Source organism: Neisseria flava (genome assembly GCF_982712965.1).
Window position 1 is genome coordinate 1 of the sequence record NZ_CEXQBZ010000094.1, and the last position, 3,287, is coordinate 3,287.

Genomic DNA, 3,287 nt, shown 5'->3' on the forward strand with positions numbered 1-3,287 from the left:
CTTCAGCACCTTAGAGAATCGTTCTCTTTGAGCTAAGGCGAGGCAACGCCGTACTGGTTTAAAGTTAATCCACTATAGTGATGTTGCGTTGGGTGTCAGTTACCCGCAGTCAACACGATTCAGCTTTTGAGGTGTAACTCGGATGGCTGGTGGGCAATATTGGAGGCTCTATAAGAAAGCTAATGCCCAAAGGTCGTCTGAAAACATTTCAGACGACCCCATTCGTTTACGCTTCGGGCTTTTTCGCCAACATGGTTACAAACTTAAATTGTATCGGATTGCCCACCGCATCTTTCGCATGCATGGCGCCGAGTTCTTCCTTGTATTCGACAATCTCCCAGTCGCGGTAGTATTCGCGCAACTCGCCTTCTTTAAATTTAAACGGGAAAGGCATAGGGCAGGGGAAGTCTTCAGTGTCCATCGCCGAAACAATCAGGTTGTAGCCGCCGGGGTTGGTGTGCGCCTGCATATCGGCAATCACTTGCGGCACAAAGCGCGGATGCAGGAACATAAACACAACCGTCGCCACGATATAGTCGAAATGGTCTTGAAGGTTGGCGGCATTCAAATCATATTCCAACGCCCGCACGTCCAAGCCTTCCATACGCGCCAACTCATTGACGTTTTGCACTGCCTGAGGATTGTTGTCCACGGCGGTGACGTCGAATCCCTTCAAGCCTAAAAACAGCGCATTGCGCCCCTGACCGCAGCCCATATCCAAAGCCTTGCCCGCAGGAACTACATCTTCCGCAGCCACGACCGCCGAATGGGTTGCGCTCATGCCGTATTTTTTATGGAAATAATCTTTTGCCGCGCAATAAAGCGAGAGCTTGATTTCCGTGTCGTCCGTCAAAGGCTCGACTGTAAACTGTTGCTGCGGCGCAATCATCTGATCGCCGTCTTCGGCAGTCAGCTCGGTGTTTGTTGCATGGTCTGCTTCCGAATATTTCAGACGACCTTGCAATACGTTCAGGCAAGCCCATTCCCCTTCGTCAAACGCATGACCCGCCCGCAGCGCGTCGGGAATCCCGTCTGCCTGCCAAACCGGCAGTTCCTTATAGCAAAAAAGTTCCATTTGTCCATCCATTGTCGGTCCTTCCAATCTGTTTTCGATAAGGTGCATATTATATGCCTGTTTGGGGCAAAGCCGCTTGGCGGATTCAAACCTTGTGATAAGATGAATGCCTTTATTGTGCAAATTGCAAAACAAACCGATATATGGATGATACCGTTTACCTTTATACAGACGGAGCCTGCAAAGGCAATCCGGGAGCTGGGGGCTGGGGCGTATTGATGCGCTACCGAAATCATGAAAAAGAATTGTGCGGCGGTGAGGCTGAAACCACGAACAACCGAATGGAGCTGACCGCCGTCATAGAAGGGTTGAAGGCGCTCAAACGACCGTGCCGCGTCGTGATTTGTACCGACTCGCAATACGTCAAAAACGGTATGGAAGGTTGGATACACGGCTGGAAGAAAAACGGCTGGAAAACCGCCGCCAAAAAACCGGTGAAAAACGACGATTTGTGGAAAGAACTCGATGCCTTGTCGCATAAACACGAATTACAGTGGACATGGGTGAAAGGCCACGCGGGGCATTCCGAAAACGAAAAGGCGGACGCTTTGGCGAACCGGGGAGCAGCACGGTTCCTTCAATCCTCGTCCTAAAAGGCCGTCTGAAAACGCCTGAAAAATATTCAATCAACCGCAAACAGGATTACCCCAATGGCAATGACTTGGTCCCAACTGCTTTCTCCGCAACGCTTCCGTGCGAAAAACGGCGAAATTATCCCTACGGTTACGCCGTCCACACAAGAGGGTATCGATGCCCTGCGTACCGATTTCCACATTGATTACGATAGAGTCGTGTTTTCCGGAGCATTCAGGCGGTTGGGAAGGAAAACCCAAGTCCACCCGCTTGCCGAACATGACCTGACGCACAACCGGCTGACACATAGTGTCGAAGTCGCCAGCGTCGGACGCAGTTTGGGTAACCGCGTCGGTGTCATGTTGCAAGCCGGCGGATTCCTGCCTGAAAACAATACTCCGGGCGATATTGGCGCTGTCGTCCAAGTCGCCTGTTTGGCGCATGATTTGGGTAACCCTCCGTTCGGGCACACGGGTGAGGACGCATTGCGCCATTGGTTCAGAAAGGAAAAAAATCTCCGCTTTCTGACATCGCTGAACGAAGCCGAATTGAGCGACGTGCAAACTTACGAAGGCAATGCCCACAGTCTGCGCATTGTCGCCAATTTGGAAATGTATCCCGATGCGGGCGGGATGCGTTTGAGTGCGGCATCAATCGGCGCATTGATAAAATATCCGTGGACAAGCCAAGGTCCGCGCGGGCGTTCCAAATTCAATATTTATCAAACCGAGCTGCCGTTTATCCGCCGAGTTGCAGCGGAGTTGGGATTGCTCGAAGCAGGCTGCGACCAATGGGTACGCCATCCGCTGTCATACCTGATGGAGGCTTCAGACGACATCTGTTACGCATTGCTGGATTTGGAAGATGCGGTGGAGCTTGAGTTGCTGACCGATACCGAAGTCGAAAGCGTCTTGTCTGAGCTGACCTTTGAAGAAAGTACATGGCATGCCCAATCCAGCCGCCAACGTTGCGCCATGCTGCGCGGCATTGCCATAGGCAAAGCCATCGAAGATGCCGCGCAAACCTTCATGAAACACCAATCCGATTTATTAAGCGGCGAATTTAAGGGAAAAGACTTGATTTCCTTGTGCAGCCCGGAAGTCCAAAACACTTTGGAAAAAGCCAAAGAACTCGCACGCACGCGCATCTTTCGCCACCGTACCAAGCTGATGACCGAAATTGCCACTTTCCCGTGCTTAGGGTCGATACTCGATTTGTTTGTCCCAGCAGCCCATGCCTTGCTGGTTGAGCAGAAATTAGATGTCCGCCAATCTTTAATCTTGGATCTTCTGAAAAACCATAATCCCATACTTGAAACGGACAGCCTTTATCAGGCATATATGAAAATTTTAGATTTCGTCGGCGGTATGACAGACAATGCCGCCGCCAAAATGGCTCAGGACTTGTCTGGAACCGGGATTTTAAGGTAATATAATTTCTTTAATTTTCAAAATGTTAATTTTTTATCTGAGAAAATTGAATTTAAAAGCTGGACAATAGGGAAGGGTTTCTATAATATTCGGTCTTCTTGATTCACAGCGCAGAAGCGAAGTGATGAAAATGCACCCGTAGCTCAGTTGGATAGAGTATCTGGCTACGAACCAGAGGGTCGGGCGTTCGAATCGCTCCGGGTGCGCCA

3 protein-coding genes and 1 tRNA gene are annotated in these 3,287 nt (G+C 50.4%); 3 read left to right on the forward strand and 1 reads right to left on the reverse strand.

The window, feature by feature from the left end:
* Positions 1–226: 226 nt before the first annotated feature.
* Positions 227–1,087 carry an SAM-dependent methyltransferase TehB gene (gene tehB / locus AC5M9B_RS04660; RefSeq protein ID WP_455007576.1) on the reverse strand — a complete coding sequence of 287 codons (861 nt, stop codon included), beginning with the start codon at positions 1,085–1,087 and terminating at the stop codon, positions 227–229.
* Between the two features lie 131 nt (positions 1,088–1,218).
* Here tehB and rnhA point away from each other — a divergent pair, with 131 nt between their 5' ends.
* The 3 genes from rnhA (at position 1,219) to AC5M9B_RS04675 (ending at position 3,287) form a co-directional block, all read left to right on the forward strand.
* Entirely contained in the window at positions 1,219–1,668 is a 450-nt protein-coding gene (gene rnhA, locus AC5M9B_RS04665) for a ribonuclease HI (RefSeq protein WP_070656195.1), read from the forward strand.
* 57 nt (positions 1,669–1,725) lie between these two features.
* The gene (locus AC5M9B_RS04670) at positions 1,726–3,078 is read left to right on the forward strand and encodes a deoxyguanosinetriphosphate triphosphohydrolase (protein ID WP_455007575.1); all 1,353 of its coding nucleotides are present in this window, start codon (positions 1,726–1,728) and stop codon (positions 3,076–3,078) included.
* Between the two features lie 132 nt (positions 3,079–3,210).
* A tRNA-Arg gene (locus AC5M9B_RS04675) sits at positions 3,211–3,287 on the forward strand.